Here is a 20,792-nt window from a genome sequence, read left to right on the forward strand (position 1 = left end):
ATTTAGAAATGGATTTTTCTTCCCCTGTTTAATAGTCTGCATTGAAGGCAGTACGCTATTGAACAGTAATTATTTTTTTTTGATTTGAACAATCTAAGAGGAAGATTGCTATAAATCAGCAAGGAAAATTTCAGTGTCTGAAATGTTATAAAGCGGAAAAACCGAAAGTTCTTCGGTTTTTCCGCTTTTAGCATTGTTCTGCTTTCTTCTTTTTCATTCGGGAGCGAATCTGATAAAGGTTTTTTTTCATCAAACTGAAAATAGCTTTATGATGTTTTGAATTGTGATTCCTCAAACCACGGCACTGTGCTATTTCCATTTTAGAAAGAGAAACCTCTATAGTTTCGATTGGTTTGTTGTCAATGCGTGCAGAGAAGAGCAGGGAATCTATCTTTTTGAAATACTCATTGGTAAAAACACAGTGTCTCAGGCTGTCGCCTTCGGTCATAAATTCAGAAACATTCTCCAATACTGAAATAGTAATTCCTGCCCCTGAAAAGCATAACCCGAAAAACTGTTTTTTCTCCTCAGCATACAGACCTTGCGCTTTTTCTATTTCCGCACGCATTTTCACAAGATATTTTTTTCTCAGCAACTGCTGTTTTTTCTCCACCAATCTGTCATGCTCCAAGTGTAAATCAGCAGGACAGACGAGCAGGGCGGAGGTTATGTCTTTTTTAAACCAACGCAAAAGTTCGATATAATCCTCCCAAATTCCAAAATCGGAAACTGTATAATTCTTTTTAAGACATATTTTTACGGCCTGCCAGTTACGCAGGACATGCTGATGGGGAGATTCAAGGTAATAGCGGAGCCATGAAATCTGCCTAGTTTTCAGCAGAGTTTCAGCACAGTGGTCTTTTAATAATGATGAAAGCAACACCTGAGGTGCTACCTCATAAAAACTTGTCTTAAAGCCATTTCGTTTCAATACGGGAAGCACTTTCAAGCGTGGATAAAACCTGTAGGGGTTGATTCGATACTTGGGAGAGTTCTGAAAATCCTTTGGGCGGATTTCAAGGGGCGAATAGTACTGCCATGCATCGTATGCGTGCGAAAAAACATTTGTACTGCGTGACATGGTGCGCACTTCGCCTTTTGGGTTTATCCAATGCTGCATCACTTCGGTATGGGAATAGTAAGTAGTCTTAAACCGCTTAGAATTACCAAAACTGTACTTCCTTCATGTCCAATAACACCTTCAGGTAGATTTATGCCTCCAATAAAATTAACTGTAATTAGAGATAAAGCTACTCCGATTGCGAAGACAATGTTCTGTTTAATTATTTTGTTGGTTCTTTTTCCAAGTTTAATAGCAAAAGGAATACTTTCGACAGCATCAGACATCAAGATCACGTCAGCAGTTTCAATTGCAATATCTGTTCCTCCGTCGCCCATTGCGATTCCAACAGATGCAGCGGCTAAGGCTGGAGCATCATTGATACCATCTCCAACCATTGAAACTTTACCATATTTTGCTGATAGTTCTTCGATTATCCTTGTTTTATCTTCGGGCATTAGATTTGAATAGATTTCATCAATCTGGGTTTCAGAAGCTATTGCCTCGGCTGCTATTGTGCTGTCTCCAGTAAGCATAACAGTTCTAATCCCCATTTCTTTTAAATCTGTTATTACGCGTGGAGAGCGCGGGCGTACTTTATCACGAAGGGCCAGGATGCCAATCAGTGCATTATTCTCTGCTATGTATATAACGGTCTTTCCCTGAGCCTCCAAATTTTGGATCATATCTTTTTTTGATTTATCCAAAGAAGAGTTATCAATGATATTGCTTTTTCCCGCCTTATATATTTTTCCTTTTAAAACAGCTTCAATCCCAATACCTGGTTTAGCTTGAAACTGTTCAGGACGATGTAAAACAATATTCTGTTCGGCTGCTTTAACCATTATAGATTTTGCTATAGGGTGCTCGGAAAGCATTTCTATGGATGCGGCAATAGTAAGAAGTTCGTTTTGTTCAACACCGTCGAAGGAATTGATATCAGTTACTTCCGGTTTTCCAAAAGTGAGCGTTCCGGTCTTATCGAACGCTACTACTTTTACAGAAGCTATATTTTCAAGATGTGCGCCTCCCTTGAACAGCACTTTATTTCGGGATGCGTTTGAAATTGCGGATAGTATAGCCGGCATAGTGGAAGATACGAGTGCGCAAGGCGATGCTACAACAAGGAAAACCATTGCTTTGTATATAGTGTCAGACCATGTCCAGCCTAAGATATAGTGTGGCAGAAACATTAAAAGCGCAGCTGCAGCCAGAACTACTTTGGAATATACTCCCTCGAAGCGTTCAATAAACTGCTGCACTGGAGGTTTTTCAGTCTGTGCTTCCTGTACCAAGTGTATAATTTTTGCCAGAACAGTATCTTCATGGAGTTTTGTTACTTTAACCTGAACTGCGCCTTGTCCATTAATGGTACCGGCAAATATCGGATCGCCCATTACTTTATCGACAGCTAGGCTTTCACCGGTTATCGCTGCCTGATTTACCGCAGTGCTACCATTGATAATTTGGCCATCAACAGGAATTCTTTCTCCGGGTCTGATAACTACAATATCTTCTGGTTTAAGGCTGTCTATCGAAACCAGTTTTTCCTGTCCGTCTTGAAGAAGTGTCGCACTTTCCGGACGAAGCTCCATAACTGAGCTGAGATCCTTATTTGTTTTTGCCATTGTATAGCCTTCCAGCACGCCGCTCAATGAAAATATGAAAATTAAAAGTGCTCCATCCATCCAATATCCGATTGCGGCTGCGCCGATTGCGGCTATAACCATAAGAAGATCAACATCCAGATCTTTTTCTTTGAATAATGTTATAAGGCCCTCAATGGCTTTTTGATGTCCGCCTGCAATAAAGGCGGCTATAAACAGTGATATTGATAACCACTTGTTTCCGTTTCCTGCGTACCAGCCTATAATAATCAGCAGCAGGCAGATCAAAGTAGAAACGGCTGCACCATGTTTTTCGTACCAGTTAATAGAGGCCGTTGCAGGTTTCTGAGCGTTTACTTTTTCCATAAATTTATTTTTAGACAAAACTATTTTATATACGGAAGTGCAAACAGGTAAAAAAACGATAATATTTAGTAAATTTGCTCTATGAAAATATTTCACCTCCAAAATGATATTGCCATTTCCATAAAAGAAATGCAAAGCAATACATCGGACCTGCATAAGCACCATTATTTTGAGCTGATTTATATTATGGAAGGGGAAGGGATCCATAATATAAACGGAAACCACTATGATTTTAAAAAAGGAGAGGCTTTCCTGCTGACACCTGAAGATGCACATACTTTTATAATATCGAGTCCTGTCAAATCCTGCATAATTGATTTCACCCAAAATTTTTTCAGTGCAAAGGGCAAAGGTGATCTGATTGATTCGGATGGCGAGTTATTCAAAAGACTGGAGTATATTTTTCACAATCATAACAAGATAAAAGGAAACCTTCTTCAGGGAAATGATGCCGATTTCATAGAAAAACTCATTGAGCAGCTGCTTAATGAGAAAGAAAATCCTTCTTTGATTGGTGAAAGTATTATCAAAAATATAGTTTTTTTACTGCTTCAATTTGTTACCCGAAACATACAGGTTCAGAATACATTAAACAGAGCGTATGGAAGCAGCGGCAGAGCCTACGATATCATCAATTACATCCAGCAGTTTATTTATGATAAGGAATCGCTCAGACTCGAGGTAATGGCAGGTTACTTTAAGACCTCGCCTGATCATCTTACCAGAATTTTTAAAAGCGATATCGGCAAGACGATAAAAGAATATGTTATCGATTATAAAATTGAACTTATTAAAACCAGGCTTAAGTTCAGCACGCTCAGTGTTTCAGAAATTGCATATGAACTTAATTTTACCGATGAGAGCCATCTGAACAAGCTTTTTAAGAATAAATTTGGCGTTAGTGTTGCCGAATTCAAAAAGAGCTTAAAGATTTAGCAACCACCCGATGTGTATTTTGTGAAGTCACTTTGTTTGCAAGTGATTAAAAAAACGTTCAAGACGGCAGGGTCTTGAACGTTTTTTTTTCTATAGCATTAATTTCTCTGCATCATTAAGCCTCTGTGCTACATTGTCCCAGTTTATAATATTGAAGAGCGCGTCCACAAAATCAGTCCTCTTGTTTTTGTATTTTAAATAGTAAGCGTGCTCCCAGACATCGATTACCAAAATAGGAACAGCTCCCCATTGGGTAAGTTTTTCATGATTTTCACACTGAAGCACTACAAGGCTGTCACTATAAGGCTGATAAGCAAGAATGCCCCATCCGTTTCCATCTACATTCTTTGAAGTGGCAGCGATAAGAACTTTTAATTTATCAAAACTTCCAAAGCTTTTCTCGATACGCTTAAGCAGATTGCCTGTAGGCAAATTGGCTTTATTGGTTAGATTGGTCCAAAAGATAGAATGCAGGATGTGGGAAGAAAAGTGATAGGAAAGCTTTTTAGTCCAAAAATCAACTGTTTCCAGATTGTTTTCTTCCAGTGCCTTTTTTATCATCTGAAGGTCTTTGTTTGCGCCTTTTACAGCGCCGCCGTGATGAAAGGTGTAGTGCAGGTGAAGCGTTTCCGCATCCATATAGGGTTCGAGAAAATTTTCATTGTATGGAAGTGTCTGCTGGATATAATTTCCGTTTGCATCCACCAGCTTGTCAATGGAATTATCTGCCAGATTATTTGAAAACGCATTAGATGACGGCAGTACTAATGCTGCTGCGCCAAACAGGGTGCTTGATTTTAAAAAGTCTTTTCTGTTCATATTACTATTAATTTAATGATGAGACCTAAAACTGCTGCGATAACGATAATGTAAGGTTCCTGAATTTTCTTTATATAAAGTAACGCAAAAATTGTGACAACAGCGATAAGAGCAGTCGGAATATCTATTATGCTCCTTTTGGCGATTACTATTACAGATCCTACAAGCGCGCCTACAACGGCTGCGGTGATACCTTCTACAAATGCTTTTACAGGTCTGTTTTGAGCAATTTTCTTGAAGGACGGCGCCATTGCGATTGTAAAAAAGTAACAAGGCAGAAAGGTGGCTAGTGCAGCTACCAGTGCTCCCAAAAATCCGTTGACCAGATAACCTATAAATCCTACGGTTATTACTACAGGACCGGGAGTAATCATCGCAACAGCAACAGAATCCAAAAACTGCTGCTCGGTGAGCCATTGATTCTCGATTACCACACCTGAATGCAGAAAAGGCACTATTGCAAGACCGCTTCCAAAGACAAAAGTGCCTGCTTCTGCAAAAAACACCGCTATTTTAGTTAGGGTAGAACTTTCATAGCTCCAGAATACCGCCAGTAAAGCAAACAAAGAAAAGGAGTTTACGGTCTTTATGCTTAGCCACTTTGGGGGCGCATAAACAATCATGTATAAAAGTCCTGCTGCTATAAAAAGCAATACCTGTTCCTGTTCTGTCAGGTAAGTTATAAGGACGGCAAGGATGAAAAATAGCCACAAAAGCCATTTTGATTTCATAGCATCCCAATTAAGCTGCCCAATGGACTTTAAAGTAAGTTTATAGGAACTCAAGGCTATAATTCCAATCACGGCTGCACCCACGCCATAAAAAACGGCCTGAATCCATGAAAGCCCGCCATACAGCTGATAGATAATCCCCAGTAACAATACCATTAAGAAAGACGGCAGCACAAAGGCAAACCCGATTAATGTAGCTCCTAAGAAACGATAATGTACAAAGCCAAGGTAGATTCCAAGCTGCGCTGCCAGTGGTCCGGGAGCAAGCTGAGCCAGAGCGAGTCCTTCACGATACTCGTCCTCTGTAATCCATTTTCGATTTTCCACCAGATCTTTGTGCATATAACCCACCAAGGCGACAGGACCGCCAAATCCAATGGTGCCCAGCTTTAAAAAATAAAGCACCAATTCTTTTAAACTATAGTTTTGCATTTTTTATTTACAGGGATTTTTATTTATTTGATCTCTTTGATTCTTAAAGTTTTGTTTTTCAATATTATTTAAATCTAACAGTATCATTCTATAATCGCTATTCTGATTGTCAAGCTTCTGCTTTAAGCCATCAAAAATGATATTGTAGTTTTCTTGTATTTTTTGAGTAATCTTTAGAGTCTTGTCTTTGATTTGATTTTGTCTGAAAATTAGTTTTTGATAGGTTTTATTGTCGTTTAATTTCGATTGAAGAATCTTTTTTTTATTCTCGAGAATCTGGACTTCGCCGATATTGTTATCATCATTTTCTTTGAGCTTCATCTCAAATTCAGGAGTGGATATATGGCCGTAGGCAGCTTCCTGCCGATCAGATATTTCACGATTTTTTTTAAGGTATTTTATGTTAGTTTTGCTTATCTGGCTATCGAGTTCTTTAATTTGATATTGGATAGGTATGGTCAATCGCGCAATTTCATTTTTTACTGAAATTAATTCTGCATTTACACCTGCCGTTCTCTCAATGCTGTCTAGTTTAAATTCTTTCTCTTTTTTGTCCCATTCACATTTTGTTTTTTGATATTCTTTCAGCCATGTATCGGAAATGTTTCTGCAAGAAGCCGTTAGGGCTAAAAGAAGTGCAATTGACAGAGTTTTTTTTGTTTTTATTGCTATTGGCTTAATCATGTCAAAGTTAATCTTGTTAGAGGTTCTGAATAGAATGCAATTATTACAAGAAATGAATAAAATGCAGGCAATTTTAAAAGATCTACCAACTTTTTCATGATTTTATTTATTTAATAATAAATAATTGATTGGAATTATTTCCATATCCGTTTTTAACTCTTCTGTTCCTTTTAAAACCAAAGTATCTCCTTGTTTAACATCACCAAAAATTTCAATTTTTTCGCCCATATTAAATCCTGGACGTACATCTGTCCACTGTGTTTTTCCGTTTGAGACCTTAATTACGAATTTCTTTTCGAGTGTGGTGACTACTGCTGAGGCTGGTACAACCATTCCTTCTTTCTGACGCATAAACATAAGTTTTGCATCTGCATAACTGCCAGGTTTCAGCTCATTGTTTTTATTAGGAATCTGAAATTCCCAAATCTCACTGCGACTTTGTTCATCAATTCTGCCTGTTTTCCGCACTAATTTAGCTTCAAATTTTTTATCTGGCAATGCACGTGTTGTCAATTCTGCCTTTCCATTCAGCAGGACAGAACTAGTATACACTTCTGGTACTGACACATGCAATCTTAGAATGCTATTATCCGATAATTCAAATAATGGCTTTTCATTTAAAGTTCCTACGAAAGAACCGGTTACAATATTTCTTTTTGTAATAACGCCATTATATGGAGCTACAATGGCAAGATATTTGCCGATCTGTTTTGCTGAAATTGCAGATGATTGATTCGCTTTATACTCAAGACTGTCCGCGATCATTTGATTTTTAACACGCTGCAACTCTCCTGCGGCAATAACGCCTTCAGTTCTTGAAGCGGTCTTGATGCGAACAAAGTAATCCCTACTAGACAAATAGCGAGCCTGTGATGCATTTGCTTTTTCTTTTAGTTCTTGAATACGGGTATTTATTTCCGGAGCTTCAATAAGAGCTAAAACCTGACCTTTATTAACTTTAGTGCCTATATCCACGAGCATTTTTCGCACATATCCTTGTATCTTTGCTCGGATTTCGGCATTTTCATTTGGAATGAGTTCACTGGGAAGAATAAGCATTTTTTTAACCGTATCGTTTTTTATCGTGAAAACGCTCACGGAATCAATTTTATTTTCGATTTTGGTATCGCTTTCTTTTACCGTTTTATTTTGGGAGCAGGCAACTATCGATAATAAAAATAATAGATAGATGGCGGTATAAACTATTGAACGTTTATGCTTAAATATTGTTGTCATAATAAATTGAATTTTTATCGTTTGGATCAAGTGATACTGATGCTTGTTTCTTTTTTCTCAATTGTTCATATACTAATGGGACTAACCATAGGCTGAGTGCCGTACTAAAGAATAATCCTCCAATCACAGCGATACCTAATGGAGCAGTTTGCTGGCCACCTTCCCCAAAACCTAGGGACATTGGTATCATTCCCGCAATCATAGCTGTACTTGTCATAATAATAGGACGAAAACGGCTAAGTACAGCTTGTATTCCAATAGGAACTGTATTTTCTCGACTTTTTCGGATAGTTTCAGCATTTGCAACAATTAAAATGGAATTAGAAACAGCTACACCGACTGCCATAATACATCCCATAAAAGACTGAATGTTTATTGTATTGCCAGTAAACCACAGAAAAAGCATAGAACCAGCCAGTACTCCGGGAAGGACAGCTAATATAGTAATACTTAAACGGATGGACTGGAAATAAGCCGTCAACATCAGCCCTATAACAACGATGGCAAGCAAAAGCCCTGTGGACAACTCTTTGACCGTTTGATCAAGCATTTCCGATTGCCCACGCAAATATACTTTTACTCCTTGTGGCTGTTCTCCTAATTTCTTTATAGCTGTATTAATATCCTTGACTATACTCCCAAGATCTTCTTTGTAAATATTAGCAGTTAGTGTTATGTAGCGTTGTTGATTGATCCGATCATATTCCCCAACCGTATTTCCTGTTTTCCAATCTGCAACATCTCGCAGGTAAATCGTATTATTGTTCACTTTTCCTACTGGTATTTGATTTACTTGCTCGGGCTTATTCATCACAAATTGTGGATACTCTACCTGAACCTGATATGCGTTTCCTGACGCCTTATCAAGCCAATAGACTGGCTGAGTATAGCGACTGGAAGAAGTTCCTTCTGCAACGGATCTTCCGACTTGCTCAACATTTAGTCCCATTTGGCCTAATCGAAGCCGATCATAATTAATTTGCATGGTCGGGTATTCCAAAGGTTGGGCTAACTGCAGATCACGCAAATATGAAATAGAAACCATGTTTTTTTTTAATTTATCAGCCAGTTCTTTGCTTTGAGTTAGATTTTTCCCTTGTATGACGATTTCAATAGGATTATTTGCACCCATGCTCATAACCTGATCTACTAAGTCTGCTGGCTCAAATGACAGTTGAGCGCCCTGTATATTCTTAGTGACCGATGCACGAAGTTTTTCTTTCAATTCTTCAATTTCTACACCTGAGCCCTTTTTTAAATTTACTTTTATGACTGCTTCATGAGGCCCACTTGTATATAAAAAGATTGGATTAATAGCAAATGTTGGCGGTTGCAGACCTATAAATGAAGATGTGATTTCGATATTGTTTTTTCCTGCTTCATCAGCTAGTAATTGTAATGTTTTTTTTGTTGCATTTTCTGTACGTTCAATTCTTGTACCTGTAGGCATTCTTAATCTCAACTGAAGTTGACCAGCATCTACTTTGGGAAATATTTCTGTTCCTGCTTGTTTATAAGCAATGAATGCAGTAAATAAAAGTATAACCAGTATAAGGGGTATTGCTAATCTGCTGACTGGGAATGTCTTTTCAATTGCTTTTGACAAACCTTGTTTTACTTTATCCAATCTTGGCTCATTATGGCTTTTATATGTCGCTTTCAACATCCAATTGGACAAAACAGGAACAAGTGTCTGTGACAATAAGAAAGATGATATCATTGCAAAGCCTACAGCTAACGAAAGTGGGAGAAACATAGATCTAGGCACGCCAGACATGAGGACAGATGGTACGAACACGGCAAGGATACTCAATAAGATAAGTATTTTGGGAGTGGCTATTTCTACGCATGCATCCCATATTGCCCTTGATTTAGATTTTCCTAACTCCAAATGATGGTGTATATTTTCGATAGTTACAGTTGATTCATCCACCAATATACCAACGGCCAAAGCTAGACCGCCTAAGGTCATTATATTAAGAGTTTGTCCAGTAAGATAAAGAAACAGTACGGAAGTAAGCAAAGATAATGGAATTGTAATGATCACAATCGCTGCACTGCGCAGGTCACGTAGAAACAACAATACCATAAGCCCTGTTAACAACGCTCCAAGTGCTCCTTCAAGAAGTAAACTTTTTAGTGAATTGACAACGTATCCTGACTGGTCAAATTCGTATGAAACTTTTATATCATCAGGAATAGCGGATTGCATATCCGGTAAGGCCTTCTTTATGGCTTGTACCACATCCCATGTAGAAGCATCTGCTCTTTTGGTTACTGGGATATATACCGATCGCTTACCGTTAATTAACGCATATCCAGTTGTAACATCAGCACCATTATCAACAGAAGCGACATCTCTCACTAATACTGATGTACCGCCTATTGTCTTAATCGTTACATTTTCTAGTTCTTTAAAATTATCTACTATGCTGTTGGTTGCTGTAATTACTGCCTTATTACCTGTACGTATTGTTCCAGATGGCAATATGGAATTGTTTTTTGCAATGGCAACAGCTATTTCATCTGGTGTCAGATTATAACTTCTTACACGCTCAGGATCTGCTTTGATAACAACAGTTCGCTGATTTCCTCCAAATGGAGGTGGAGCAGATACACCCTGCAATGCTGCAAACATAGGGCGTACTTTGAATAATGCAAGATCTTGAATTTCATTGAGTGACCGCGTTTCACTTCTGAATACCAACTGGCCAATGGGAACAGACCCAGCATCATATCTCATAACAAATGGAGGCAATGTACCAGGAGGCATAAAAGATCGGGATCTGTTTACGTAAGAAATAACTTCCGCCATAGCATTAGCCATGTTCGTGCCTTCATAAAATTGTAGCTTAATCAAACTCAATCCTTGTATGGATTTACTTTCTACGGCCTTGATTCCTGTGACATATAAAAAATGGTATTCATAGTAAGATGTAATATATCCTTCCATTTGTTGTGGTGAAAGCCCCCCATAAGTTTGGGCAACATAAATAGTAGGTGCATTAACTGTCGGGAAAATATCAATCGGTGTCTTTTTAATTGACAGTATAGAGAAAATAACGATACCTATAACAAACACCATAATTGCAATTGGTTTGCGAAGTGCGAGTTGAATTAATTTTATCATATCCTTTATTTAATTTCGTTTATAAAAAATTTAATTTCGTTTATAAAAATATTCATATCACCCTTCACAGCGGCTTCCAATAATAAGGCTTTCCACGTATCCCAATAAGCTTGCTTTACGTCAAGTTCAGATTTCAGTAAAGTATATTGTATCTGGATTAAATCTGAGAAATTTACCAATCCAGTATTGTATCTTATCTGCATTGCATTGAATGCTGACTGTGCTGACTTTAACTGTTCTTTTGTTTGGGCTACTACTTCTATGCTGTGGTTATATGTAGTATTCGCTATTTTTTGTTGTGTCGAAAGATCTGAAAGCACATCTTTCAAATTCTCTTCTGTTGCTTGTGATAAAAATGACTGCTGTTTAAGCTGACGTTTGGTTTCTCCATATTTCATTATAGGAAATGTAAGTTGCAGCCCTAAGCTGTAATTGAATCGGTTAAGATTCAATCCGTCCCAAGTATCCAGAGATCCATCGGTCTTGAACGCGGAGCCTCTGGCAAAACCAGCTCCCCAAATATTTAATTTTGGGAAGTACGATTTTTTTATTTGCTTCTCTTTTGATTGACTTAATGTATATTGGCTTTGTGCATATTTAATATATGGATGCAAGCTAATGTCATTGTCCGGTAAAAGTCTGCTTACAGGTAATGTGAACAGAAAACTAGAGTCTTTTGGAATAGGCAAATTATCTATGACAATTAAACGAGCTAATTTCCATTGTAAAACCTCAAGTTGCTTATGGGCATTTATATATTCTACTTTTGCTTTTGATAATTCAGACTGAAACAATGCCGTATCCACGCCAGCTTTAATTCCGCTATTTGCTAATACACGACTCTGTTGTAAATTAGTTTCGACTCGTTTAATATTATATTGATGTATATCTAAATTAGCATTAGCAAGCAAAACATCAAGATAGCTGCTAATTATACTGATAGCATGCTGAAAACGCTCTTTTTGTAAAGCATTATTTTGCACATCTGCCTCCGAAATTGTTGTATTTATTCTGGCGTTTCTTTCTCCAAATGTAACAGCTTGCCAGTTTAATAATATTCCGGCAGCACTTCCTGTGCCGGGTTCAAATCTATTTTCCGATGATGGAGGACCTGAAATAGGTAATATTCCAGATGGATTAAAAACTCCAATCAGATTATTCGCTGTTGAAATACCCGCCTGATAGTTAGCATCAATAGTGGGCATCCTGCTATATTTTGCCACATTTATATTTTGGTCTGCAGCCATTGACTCAAGTTTCCTGCCTTTTAGCAAATAATAATTTTGATCACCCAACGTTAAAGCCTCATTTATGCTTAATGGTATATTTTTCTGCTGTGCTGGAGCTTGGTTTATAGAAATAATCCCTATTAAAATGGGCAAAAATTTCCTTTTAAAAATAGTATATCGCATGATACTTTTTAGTTTTTGATAGTTTTGATTTCTTGACAAAGCTATAAGTTGATTTTGGAGATATTTTGGAAATACAATCATCAAAAATATATTTGTACTGTATGCCAGTTATTTTTATAACTATATTCTATATTGTATCCATATAATTGGCAGATTTGTTTTATCAAAGCCAATCCTAAACCAGTGGTTTGTTTTTGATAAGTACTCTTCCGGAACCTTTCAAATAACGTTTCTGGATTTACTAGTAATGGATCTCCTGTATTCTTAATTTCGAGTTTGCTCCCTTCAATTGTTATGATTATTTTTTTCTTATCATTATTGTGGACAATGGCATTGTTAACAAGATTGTTAATCAAAATTTCAATTAATGAAAGATTAGCAGCTACCGTAATCTCATTCTCAATGTTGCTAGTTATTAAAGGGCAGCTATCAATATACTCTATGCAGTCTCTCGTTATTTCATTAATCACATTGTTTATGCTTACATTGGCTATCTCAGGAAATTGGTTGTTTTCAATTTTTGCTAGCAAGAGCAGTGTTTTATTCATTTCACTTAGGCGATTTGTCGCATTGGCTATATCACCCAATAGAGATGCTTCTTTTTCTTGAATATTTGGTTGATTGATCAACAATTCAAGTTTAGCGCGAATTATAGCAAGTGGAGTTTGAATTTCATGCGATGCGTTTTCTACGAATTGCTTTTGGCTATTATAGGCTCTCTTTACATTTTTTACTAACTTATTGATTGTATTGTTAAGCTGGTCAAATTCAATTGTTCCAGTCTTTTCTGAAAGCTGTAGATTGTTATTCCTAATAATGTCAAACTTTTCAGTTGCGTTTATGCTTAAAAGAAAAGGGTGCCATAGCCAAACGGAACTTTTTCTATTTAAAACTACAATTGTTATTAAAAGTATTAAAAGAATAATAGCTTCAGAAATAAATACCTTTATAATAAGATGATTAGTTTCAGTCGAGGAAATATAAGTTGTGACAATATATGGCCGGCTATTCCATTGATATTGTCTAGCTAAAAATTTAAAGGGGAGTTTTTTTCCCTCGGCTGCATAAAAAATGGTGGTATCTCTAGTAGAATTTAATATTGTTCGATTTGTCGCACTGCTTTCTTCTATTTTGTATTCTCCTGCGATGTGTTTTTCTATGGCTCCTGAAGTTGTGATAAACCCATTCCACACATTCTGTTGTTTTAACAAAAGATACTTCTCCTCGGCATGATGCGTATGCTTTTTCAAAATATAGTAAAATACTCCTGAGCTTAACAATAGGATAATAGGAAGCCATACTAGCAGTATATTGGTGTTTCGCTGTAAAAGGGGTTTACTCATATCGAAATCTTATATCCTAATCCATAAACAGTTTGTAACATTTCATCGCAACCACATTCTTTTAATTTACGTTTTAGGTTCTTTATTTGAGAATAAACAAAGTCAAAAGAAGGCATGTTATCCGTTCGATCTCCATACAAATGCTCTGCCATGGCTTGCTTACTGACTACTCGGTTTGAGTTATTTAGTAAATATGCCAGTAAGTCAAATTCACTCTTGGTAAATTGCAACTGTACTCCATTGCAGCTGACTTGTCTAGACAAAAGATCAAGCTGTAAATCACCAATTTCAAACACAGAGGTTCCTTGATTATACTTTCTTCTGATTAGCGCCTTTACTCTGGCATTAAGTTCCGAAAGATGGAAAGGTTTGGTGACATAATCATCGGCTCCTGATGAGAGTCCTTCAATTTTATCATCTAAAGAATTACGCGCTGATATAATGATTACTCCATCTTGCTTTTTATCTTCCCTAAGATGCTTTAAAAGTTTAATGCCACTGCCATCTGGCAAATTAATATCCAAAATGATACAGTCATAATCAAAATTTTCCACCTTTTCGATGCCTTCAAAAAATGTAGAAACTCCCTCACAGCGGAAATCCTCAAGCTTGAAATATTCCAGAATACTTTTCAGTAAATCTGGCTCATCTTCAATGATAAGCAGTTTCATAAAATTTATTTTTAGCAAAATTAAACATCAATTTTGGAGAAATTTTGGATATGGTGCCAAATTAAACTAAAATGAACTTTTAAAAATTAGTCCTAACAACGCTGCTGCCAAAATGATAATTGGTTCAGGTAATTTTTTAAACCGAATTAGTAAAAGAATAGTAATGAATGCAATGGCGATTGAAAATATGTCAGTTATCTGTCTTTTACCCAAAACTACAGCTGCACCAGCGATAGCCCCAATAGCCGCTGCTGTCACTCCATCTATAAAGGCTTTTATTCCAGGATGTTGTCCATATTTTTTAAAATATGGCGCAGGTAAAACAGTAAAGAGATAACAAGGCAAAAAAGTAGCCAATGCCGCCACAGACGCTCCTTGAAAACCAGCAGTAAGATAGCCTATAAAACCAACTGTTATCACAACGGGTCCGGGAGAAACCATAGCAACCGCAACCGCATCCATGAATTGATGATCATTAAGCCAATGATATTCTTTCACAACACCACCATATAAGAAAGGAACAATTGCCAAACCGCTTCCGAAAACAAAAGCTCCAGCTTTTAGAAAAAACATTCCTATGGTAGTTAATTTGTTATCAATCTCAGGTGGACTAGCTGTCTGTAAAAACAGTGGGACAAAAAAAGCTTTTTGTGTTGCGATGAAAAGTTTTGGGGGCTTTTTTCTTAACCAAACAATAATGCCTGAAGCCATTATTAAACAAAGGTTTTCTTCCTCATACATAAAGGTTACGATGCCCGATAACGTAACAATTCCCCACATTAGCCAATCCTTTTTTACGGTTTTTTTGACCAGCTTATAACTACTCATCGTAATAATACCTATTACTGCTGAGCCTACGCCAAAAAAAATGGCTTGCATCCACGGTAAACCGCCAGATTGAACATAGAGTAGTCCTAAAAGACAGACTATTAGAAAAGAGGGCAATACAAAAGCTAGTCCTGCAAGTGTTGCCCCCACTAATCTGTAATGTACATATCCCAAATAGATGCCAAGTTGTGCCGCCAAAGGTCCCGGTGCCAATTGTGCCAAGGCCATTCCTTCTTTATAATCGTCTTCTGAAATCCATCCGCGCTTTTCGACCAGATCTCGGTGCATATATTCAACTAAAGCAACTGGTCCGCCAAACCCAATTGTGCCTAACTTGAGAAAATATGTAACTATCTGAGATAGGGAATAAATGGGTTTTGCATTCATATTATTTTTTCCAATCATTATAATATTAGGATTTGGTATTCCAATTATGTTTTTCATCTTGCAAAAATCTTACCCAACTATAAAGGGCATCGTAGATTTTCATACCCATTTCAAGCATATCTAGATCATTTGTATAATTTAAGGATAAACCAGCTGATATTGCCCATAAACCGGCAGCTTGTGGTGCTAAATCAAAGCAATCTGTATCAGCACCTCTTACAATTGTTGCTATTTGCAATATAGAGGGGTCGGTAAGCTGGTGTTTTTTTATAATGTAGTCAAATGTGCAATTGTCGCCTTCATGAGAATATTCCGCACCAGGAATATCATAGGGAATTGCATTAAGTTCTTTTGCCTTTATAAAAACCAGCTCTTTGGGAACATAGATGAATTCAGCTTCTTCATCTACAAATCGTTTGATCAGCCAAGGACAGGCTATTCGATCTATTTTCGGACGTTCACGAGTAATCCATTTCATAGGTTATAATATTTTCAACAATATTACAATTTAGAAATTTGGCGAAATAGAATAGAAATGATCTATTTGTACAGAATTTACCTTTTTGGAGTTTTTTTTCTGTAATCTGATGGACTTAATCCAGTTTCCCTTTTAAATATGCGAGAAAAGTGACTTTGATCAGAGAAGCCACTAAGAATAGCTATCTCAGTAAGGGGAAGGTTTTTTGGGGAATGCATAAGTTTTTTAGCTTTTTCAATGCGTTGTTTGCGAACATATTCGCCAAAGGACATATTATCAAAATATTTACTAAAAATTCGAGACAGATAAGAGGGGCTTATGCCAAGATTTTTGGATAATTCTCGTAAACTCAAATTTGTGTCAATATGATCTTGAATGATTTCTTTCAATTCTCTTACCCAATCTGGAATCTTTTGATTATTCTTTTCATGCTCTTTAAACTTCTTTAAGATTTCAATGAGTTTATTTTCAAAAGGCTGTTGTCCATGTTTTATATGCTGCAAATGTCTTGCCCAGCTATAAATACCGTCATATATTACCATCCCTTTCTCGAGCAGTATTTGATCGTCGGGCTCATTATATGCAATACCTGCTGAAATAGCCCACAATCCTGATGCTTGTGGAGCTAAATCATGGCGGTCTGTGTCTGCAGCTCTAACAATCGATGCCATAATTATTAAGCTTGGATCTTCTATTTTATGCTTTTTAAGAATATAATCAAAAGTACATAAGTCTTCGTAATGCGTATATTCTGCTCCCGTTATGTCAAATGGAATGGCTCCTAAACTTTCGGCCAGAGAAAGAACCTGATCATATTGCGCATAAATAAATTCTGCATTTTTATCGACAAAACGCTTAATTAGCCAAGGACAAGCTAATCGGTCTATTTTTGGACGTTCACGGGTTATCCATTTCATAAAGGAGGATATTAATATTAAAAAAAAGTATTTCCAAAAGTAACTATTTTATATAATTCAACAACTTAAAGCAGTTAAATTACTTTTTTAAAATAATCATACTTATCCTGAGACAGCAAATTGAATTAAAATGCATTTATCCTTTTATTTTTGAGTCTTTTAAAAAGAAGATAAAGGGTTCTGTCGCATCTAAAGCTAAGTTTTATCTTTGCCTTTTTTAAATTCTTAAACTCTTAAACTCATGAATACTAAAGGTCATTGCTATCCGAAGTCTATTATACTGCAGGCAGTATATTTTAAGCTTAGGTTTACATTAAGCTATCGGGATGTTGAAGAGATCATGAAAATGCGAGGAGTTTCTGTTGATCATGCTACTATTCAGCGCTGGGTTTATAAGTTTACACCTTTGCTTGAGTCAGAGATGAAGAAGAGAAAAGTCAGAGTAGGGGCGAGTTGGAGATTGGATGAAACCTATATCAAAGTAAAAGGTATTTGGTGTTATTTATATCGAGCGGTAGATAAATTAGGAAAAACAGTAGACTTTCTTTTGACCAGAAAAAGACAGAGAATGAGTGCTCAGTCATTTCTAATTAAAGCAATTAGTAATAACTACAAGCCAAGAGTAATAAATATTGATAAAAGTGGATCTAATACTGCCGCTATCAAAGTCTATAACAAGCGTTCATTCTCAAAGGTTAAAATTCGGCAGTGTAAATATCTCAACAATATTGTAGAAAAGGACCATCGATTTATAAAATGGAGGATATAAAATGGGTTAGGCTTTAAAAGCTTTGAATCGGCAAGACGAACATTGAGTGGAATTGAAGTTGTGCATATGCTGAGAAAGAATCAGATGATTGGACATGGTACAACTATGTTTAAATCATTCTGTAAATTGGCGGGCTAACTTTTAAATTACTTCAATTCTTATATTTGCTTCTGGCATATGCGACAGAACCCAATATCTGTATCTTAGCTAAACTCATGAGAGTGTGATGGATAGTTTTAGGAATTGCATTCAACTTTTAAAAGGACACCTGTTATGAATATTGATTATCAAGACCGTAATTTTTTTGAGACGGATTATGTGCATCGAATCCAGGCTTTTGAAAAGTATCTGGAGAATCCGATTGCATCGGAAGAGCATTTTGCTAACTATAAAATAGGACTGATACCCAATATTCTATTCAGGCATAATATCCCAGCCATCTTAAAAATATTCCGCAAGGAGTTCCGTGACGTAAAATCAGGGCTGCAGCGGTATGAACTGGATCATAATAATGATTTTCCCATGCTCAAATCATTTGTAAACACAGAGCGGGATTTGCGCAAAGAACTGGATCAGACACAGTTGCAGGACTATGCATCAAAGCTGGAATGGTCATTTGACAATCAGAAAACAGATGCAGGAGCTGCAGCGGCCAGCCGATTTTTCCTAGCCACACTAATACTGGAGAGCTACGTATTTCAAGTTGAGAAAATATTTGGAAAAGGGATACTGGACTGATTTCATTCCTTTTAGGAAGACTTTCGATGCAGCGATGCTGCCATTTACAGGAATCCCAATATCTAATTAAGCATGGAGCCAGGTTATGAAGATTTTGCCCTCACGATTAAGGCCGAGGAATTGGAGGTTCCCTGCAATCTGACGGACGAAATTCTGTTTCTGGCCGTCCGCTGGGATCTGCTTGAATTATTAGCGAATCCTAAAACGGAAATTGTCAGCTTTGGAGCCGCTCCCGATAATACGGCAGACGGACAGGATGAGCTTTTGGAGAATGGTTTCTTCTACCGCATTATTGCCTATGAGAAGAATTTAGGAATCGGTCTGGAAAGTCCTTCGGAGGAGATTTTGAATGCTTTCCATCAATTAGTTTCCAGTTTCCAGCCAAGATGGGCAACGGTATTTACGGAGGAAGGATCATCAAAAAGAGAGGTCACAATTGAACTTATGTACCAAGAAGTTTTTTAAGAAGGTTAATTTAGAATTTGTGAATCAAGAAGACGGCATTGAAAGATATAAATCGGCGCACGAGAATGCGTATGGTCATGCTTTGGAAGAAATCAAAAACGGAAAGAAGCAAAGCCACTGGATGTGGTATATTTTTCCCCAGATAAGAGGTCTTGGATTTACGGAATATAACATATATTACGGGATAAAGGACCTCAACGAAGCCAGAGAATATCTGCATGACCCGATACTTGGAGCGCATCTGATTGAAATTTCAGAAGCACTTCTCAGCCAGAAGGGAAAGACGGCATTGGAAATTTTTGGAAGACCTGACGAGAGAAAACTTAAATCCTGCATGACCCTGTTCAACAAGATATGCAACACAAATCCGATATTCCAAAAAGTATTGGATAAGTATTGCCTTGGACTGGAGGACGATAAAACGATAGCAATACTTGAAGCCCAGGGAAATAAGCAGCAATAAAAAATAGTCAGGCAGATTCTAAATTATCTGCAATCTATTGCTGATGCCTATTCAAAGGAAAAGGGCATCATAATAGTGCAGTCCCAATCCTTACCAAACATTATGCTGAGCGGAATTTGTACAGTAAAAAAGGCGCACCGACAAAGAATTTAATGAACCCATCAGTTTTACCGGAGCCAAACCTTTGTTTGTGCATACAAAATACTTTGAATGCCTAGAAAGACGGCTATAAATCTTCATATTTAAGCTTTACTTTGGTTAGGTAATCATCAGTTACAACATTTAGCCGCGGGATCAGCTGCTGCATCTTAGCCGCGACAATTTCATTTCGCAGTTTCTGCAAATGCGCATATCTTTCTGCTTTCTGCTGGGGCGCCAGCTCAATTTCTATCTGTGGAGCATCATTTTCTAGCACCTCTGTTTCCTGCTTTTGCGACTGCCCGGCTTTCTTTTCAAGCCTTCTCTCGAAATCTGCATTTTCGTAGGTATTGTAGAGGTATTCATATAAAATTGCTTCGCACCTGTTCAGATGCTCCCATGGACGCGGGTCTTCCTCGGTGAACTCATGCGGGTAGGTGTAGATGGTGATTTCCATGCGGGAGAACAGATCGACCTTGTAGTAGTCGATAAATTCCTGATCGGTAACCCCTTTGAAATAATCAATTTCTTCCATAGCTTATATTTTTATACTTGAAATGCAATGAGGTTTCCATCATATGGATAAGCAAAATCTTCGATCTTTACCGACTGGTCCAGCCATGCGGATTCATCCTGTTTTCGGAGCATGATCGGCATCCGCATTTTATGGTTGTGCACAAAACGCATCGTTTCATTGGCTTTGGTAGTGACCATGGTGTAGGTGTTTTTAACCTGCCCAGTCAACGGATCGGTCCAAGAAGAATGCAATCCTGCAAATGTGAAGATTTCATCATCCTGCGAATTGATCTGGTATTTATCCTTGTTTTTACCTTTATCATCATTCCAATGCCATTCGTAATAGGCTGTGGCTATTATCAGGCAGCGGTTATGCGTTATATTTTTGAAGGATGCTTTTTCATCAATGGACTCTATTCTGGCATTGAGCGTGTTTTTCCTGAAGTCCATATCCTTTGCCCAAGACGGCAGCAGCCCCCAGCTGTAATCCGTAGTGATCAGATGGGGTGACGAGTTGAGAATAATTGGGATGTTCGGATGCGTGAATCCGTTAATAAAGTCGGACTGCAGATAGGCTTCTTCATTATCCACCTCTGCATTAAAACGCCTTTTCAGATTTTCAATCGATGCCGACTGCTGGGTGTAGTAACACATATTTTCTGTCTG

At 37.4% G+C, this 20,792-nt stretch carries 19 protein-coding genes and 1 pseudogene; 5 read left to right on the forward strand and 15 right to left on the reverse strand.

The features are described from left to right. Window positions 1-187: 187 nt before the first annotated feature. Both ACHRV0_RS12555 and ACHRV0_RS12560 read right to left on the reverse strand, forming a co-directional pair. Window positions 188-1,120 (reverse strand): PcfJ domain-containing protein, encoded by a 933-nt coding sequence (locus ACHRV0_RS12555; RefSeq protein WP_395441046.1) that lies wholly within the window; start codon window positions 1,118-1,120, stop codon window positions 188-190. Further along, on the reverse strand, window positions 1,120-3,189 hold the full coding sequence (locus ACHRV0_RS12560) for a heavy metal translocating P-type ATPase (protein WP_395441047.1): 2,070 nt from the start codon (window positions 3,187-3,189) through the stop codon (window positions 1,120-1,122). The genes ACHRV0_RS12555 and ACHRV0_RS12560 overlap by 1 nt, the downstream gene beginning before the upstream one ends. Here ACHRV0_RS12560 and ACHRV0_RS12565 point away from each other — a divergent pair. Then, window positions 3,163-3,969: a helix-turn-helix domain-containing protein gene (locus ACHRV0_RS12565; protein WP_395441048.1), complete on the forward strand. Its 807-nt coding sequence runs from the start codon at window positions 3,163-3,165 to the stop codon at window positions 3,967-3,969. The genes ACHRV0_RS12560 and ACHRV0_RS12565 overlap by 27 nt on opposite strands. Before the next feature lie 90 nt (window positions 3,970-4,059). Here the strand turns inward: ACHRV0_RS12565 and ACHRV0_RS12570 are convergent, their stop codons facing one another. The 11 genes from ACHRV0_RS12570 to ACHRV0_RS12620 all read right to left on the reverse strand — a co-directional run bounded on the left by ACHRV0_RS12570 (window position 4,060) and on the right by ACHRV0_RS12620 (window position 17,037). Continuing rightward, the gene (locus ACHRV0_RS12570; protein WP_395441049.1) at window positions 4,060-4,788 is read right to left on the reverse strand and encodes a superoxide dismutase; all 729 of its coding nucleotides are present in this window, start codon (window positions 4,786-4,788) and stop codon (window positions 4,060-4,062) included. Beyond that, a complete protein-coding gene (locus ACHRV0_RS12575; RefSeq protein ID WP_395441050.1) occupies window positions 4,785-5,951 on the reverse strand; it encodes a chromate transporter in 1,167 nt (388 codons plus the stop codon). Before ACHRV0_RS12575 ends, ACHRV0_RS12570 begins: the two co-directional genes overlap by 4 nt. Before the next feature lie 3 nt (window positions 5,952-5,954). Further along, window positions 5,955-6,635, reverse strand: a complete 681-nt coding sequence (locus ACHRV0_RS12580) for a hypothetical protein (RefSeq protein ID WP_395441051.1) — start codon at window positions 6,633-6,635, stop codon at window positions 5,955-5,957. A gap of 102 nt (window positions 6,636-6,737) precedes the next feature. After that, window positions 6,738-7,871 carry an efflux RND transporter periplasmic adaptor subunit gene (locus ACHRV0_RS12585; protein WP_395441052.1) on the reverse strand — a complete coding sequence of 378 codons (1,134 nt, stop codon included), beginning with the start codon at window positions 7,869-7,871 and terminating at the stop codon, window positions 6,738-6,740. After that, window positions 7,855-11,001, reverse strand: a complete 3,147-nt coding sequence (locus ACHRV0_RS12590; protein WP_395441053.1) for an efflux RND transporter permease subunit — start codon at window positions 10,999-11,001, stop codon at window positions 7,855-7,857. The genes ACHRV0_RS12585 and ACHRV0_RS12590 overlap by 17 nt, the downstream gene beginning before the upstream one ends. 5 nt (window positions 11,002-11,006) lie before the next feature. After that, window positions 11,007-12,494: a TolC family protein gene (locus ACHRV0_RS12595; RefSeq protein WP_395441054.1), complete on the reverse strand. Its 1,488-nt coding sequence runs from the start codon at window positions 12,492-12,494 to the stop codon at window positions 11,007-11,009. Next, window positions 12,494-13,756 carry a sensor histidine kinase gene (locus tag ACHRV0_RS12600; RefSeq protein ID WP_395441055.1) on the reverse strand — a complete coding sequence of 421 codons (1,263 nt, stop codon included), beginning with the start codon at window positions 13,754-13,756 and terminating at the stop codon, window positions 12,494-12,496. The genes ACHRV0_RS12595 and ACHRV0_RS12600 overlap by 1 nt, the downstream gene beginning before the upstream one ends. Continuing rightward, window positions 13,753-14,427: a response regulator transcription factor gene (locus ACHRV0_RS12605; protein ID WP_395441056.1), complete on the reverse strand. Its 675-nt coding sequence runs from the start codon at window positions 14,425-14,427 to the stop codon at window positions 13,753-13,755. Before ACHRV0_RS12605 ends, ACHRV0_RS12600 begins: the two co-directional genes overlap by 4 nt. A 66-nt stretch (window positions 14,428-14,493) precedes the next feature. Further along, window positions 14,494-15,699: a chromate transporter gene (locus ACHRV0_RS12610; RefSeq protein WP_395441057.1), complete on the reverse strand. Its 1,206-nt coding sequence runs from the start codon at window positions 15,697-15,699 to the stop codon at window positions 14,494-14,496. Further along, window positions 15,668-16,120, reverse strand: coding sequence for a chromate resistance protein ChrB domain-containing protein (locus ACHRV0_RS12615; RefSeq protein ID WP_395441058.1), 453 nt, complete (start codon window positions 16,118-16,120; stop codon window positions 15,668-15,670). The genes ACHRV0_RS12610 and ACHRV0_RS12615 overlap by 32 nt, the downstream gene beginning before the upstream one ends. Window positions 16,121-16,197: 77 nt before the next feature. Further along, window positions 16,198-17,037, reverse strand: coding sequence for a chromate resistance protein ChrB domain-containing protein (locus ACHRV0_RS12620; RefSeq protein WP_395441059.1), 840 nt, complete (start codon window positions 17,035-17,037; stop codon window positions 16,198-16,200). A 241-nt stretch (window positions 17,038-17,278) separates the two neighbouring features. Between ACHRV0_RS12620 and ACHRV0_RS12625 the strand changes: the two are divergent. The 4 genes and pseudogenes from ACHRV0_RS12625 (at window position 17,279) to ACHRV0_RS12640 (ending at window position 19,472) form a co-directional block, all read left to right on the forward strand. Continuing rightward, a pseudogene (locus ACHRV0_RS12625) lies at window positions 17,279-17,944 on the forward strand (IS6 family transposase). A gap of 135 nt (window positions 17,945-18,079) precedes the next feature. Next, a complete protein-coding gene (locus ACHRV0_RS12630) occupies window positions 18,080-18,544 on the forward strand; it encodes a hypothetical protein (protein WP_395441060.1) in 465 nt (154 codons plus the stop codon). 72 nt (window positions 18,545-18,616) lie between these two features. Continuing rightward, window positions 18,617-19,009, forward strand: a complete 393-nt coding sequence (locus ACHRV0_RS12635) for a hypothetical protein (RefSeq protein ID WP_395441061.1) — start codon at window positions 18,617-18,619, stop codon at window positions 19,007-19,009. A gap of 19 nt (window positions 19,010-19,028) precedes the next feature. Further along, a complete protein-coding gene (locus ACHRV0_RS12640; protein ID WP_395441062.1) occupies window positions 19,029-19,472 on the forward strand; it encodes a DUF1810 domain-containing protein in 444 nt (147 codons plus the stop codon). 226 nt (window positions 19,473-19,698) lie between these two features. Here ACHRV0_RS12640 and ACHRV0_RS12645 read toward each other — a convergent pair whose 3' ends face one another. After that, the gene (locus tag ACHRV0_RS12645; RefSeq protein ID WP_395441063.1) at window positions 19,699-20,145 is read right to left on the reverse strand and encodes a hypothetical protein; all 447 of its coding nucleotides are present in this window, start codon (window positions 20,143-20,145) and stop codon (window positions 19,699-19,701) included. Between the two features lie 11 nt (window positions 20,146-20,156). Next, complete coding sequence (locus ACHRV0_RS12650; protein ID WP_395441064.1) at window positions 20,157-20,780, reverse strand: SOS response-associated peptidase; 624 nt, start codon at window positions 20,778-20,780, stop codon at window positions 20,157-20,159. Window positions 20,781-20,792: the final 12 nt, after the last annotated feature.

Origin of the sequence: Flavobacterium sp. FlaQc-30, from assembly GCF_044005885.1 — a bacterium.
Taxonomy (GTDB): Bacteria; Bacteroidota; Bacteroidia; order Flavobacteriales; family Flavobacteriaceae; genus Flavobacterium.

Coding starts and splice junctions, on each gene's coding strand:
- ACHRV0_RS12555 (WP_395441046.1), bottom strand. CDS start 1,120: ATGCAGCATTGGATAAACCCAAAAGGCGAAGTGCGCACCATGTCACGC.
- ACHRV0_RS12565 (WP_395441048.1), top strand. CDS start 3,163: ATGCAAAGCAATACATCGGACCTGCATAAGCACCATTATTTTGAGCTG.
- ACHRV0_RS12560 (WP_395441047.1), bottom strand. CDS start 3,189: ATGCAGGTCCGATGTATTGCTTTGCATTTCTTTTATGGAAATGGCAAT.
- ACHRV0_RS12570 (WP_395441049.1), bottom strand. CDS start 4,788: ATGAACAGAAAAGACTTTTTAAAATCAAGCACCCTGTTTGGCGCAGCA.
- ACHRV0_RS12575 (WP_395441050.1), bottom strand. CDS start 5,951: ATGCAAAACTATAGTTTAAAAGAATTGGTGCTTTATTTTTTAAAGCTG.
- ACHRV0_RS12580 (WP_395441051.1), bottom strand. CDS start 6,635: ATGATTAAGCCAATAGCAATAAAAACAAAAAAAACTCTGTCAATTGCA.
- ACHRV0_RS12585 (WP_395441052.1), bottom strand. CDS start 7,871: ATGACAACAATATTTAAGCATAAACGTTCAATAGTTTATACCGCCATC.
- ACHRV0_RS12590 (WP_395441053.1), bottom strand. CDS start 11,001: ATGATAAAATTAATTCAACTCGCACTTCGCAAACCAATTGCAATTATG.
- ACHRV0_RS12595 (WP_395441054.1), bottom strand. CDS start 12,494: ATGATTGTATTTCCAAAATATCTCCAAAATCAACTTATAGCTTTGTCA.
- ACHRV0_RS12600 (WP_395441055.1), bottom strand. CDS start 13,756: ATGAGTAAACCCCTTTTACAGCGAAACACCAATATACTGCTAGTATGG.
- ACHRV0_RS12605 (WP_395441056.1), bottom strand. CDS start 14,427: ATGAAACTGCTTATCATTGAAGATGAGCCAGATTTACTGAAAAGTATT.
- ACHRV0_RS12610 (WP_395441057.1), bottom strand. CDS start 15,699: ATGAAAAACATAATTGGAATACCAAATCCTAATATTATAATGATTGGA.
- ACHRV0_RS12615 (WP_395441058.1), bottom strand. CDS start 16,120: ATGAAATGGATTACTCGTGAACGTCCGAAAATAGATCGAATAGCCTGT.
- ACHRV0_RS12620 (WP_395441059.1), bottom strand. CDS start 17,037: ATGAAATGGATAACCCGTGAACGTCCAAAAATAGACCGATTAGCTTGT.
- ACHRV0_RS12630 (WP_395441060.1), top strand. CDS start 18,080: ATGAATATTGATTATCAAGACCGTAATTTTTTTGAGACGGATTATGTG.
- ACHRV0_RS12635 (WP_395441061.1), top strand. CDS start 18,617: ATGGAGCCAGGTTATGAAGATTTTGCCCTCACGATTAAGGCCGAGGAA.
- ACHRV0_RS12645 (WP_395441063.1), bottom strand. CDS start 20,145: ATGGAAGAAATTGATTATTTCAAAGGGGTTACCGATCAGGAATTTATC.
- ACHRV0_RS12650 (WP_395441064.1), bottom strand. CDS start 20,780: ATGTGTTACTACACCCAGCAGTCGGCATCGATTGAAAATCTGAAAAGG.